The following is a 251-nucleotide window of genomic DNA, read 5'->3' as shown; positions in this document are numbered from 1 at the left end:
CGTGTTCACCTGCATCATTAAAGCTTAAGGGCTAGTCCAATTTCGCTCGCCGCTACTTTCGGAATCTCAGTTGATTTCTTTTCCTTCGGGTACTTAGATGTTTCAGTTCCCCGAGTTCGCCTCGCTGCGCTATGTATTCACGCAGCGATACTAGCTTATGCTAGTGGGTTTCCCCATTCGGAAATCGTAGACTCAAGTGGCTTTTACTGCCTAATCTACGCTTATCGCAAGTTAATACGTCCTTCATCGCC

1 rRNA gene is annotated in these 251 nt (G+C 47.0%); it reads right to left on the bottom strand.

The features are described from left to right. Nucleotides 1-251: ribosomal RNA gene (locus tag EYW48_RS21900) — 23S ribosomal RNA — on the bottom strand; the annotation flags it as partial.

The sequence above is a fragment of the Vibrio sp. 1180_3 genome, from assembly GCF_029478545.1.
Taxonomy (GTDB): domain Bacteria; phylum Pseudomonadota; class Gammaproteobacteria; order Enterobacterales; family Vibrionaceae; genus Vibrio; species Vibrio aestuarianus.
This window is presented reverse-complemented; position numbering and strand designations above follow the sequence as displayed.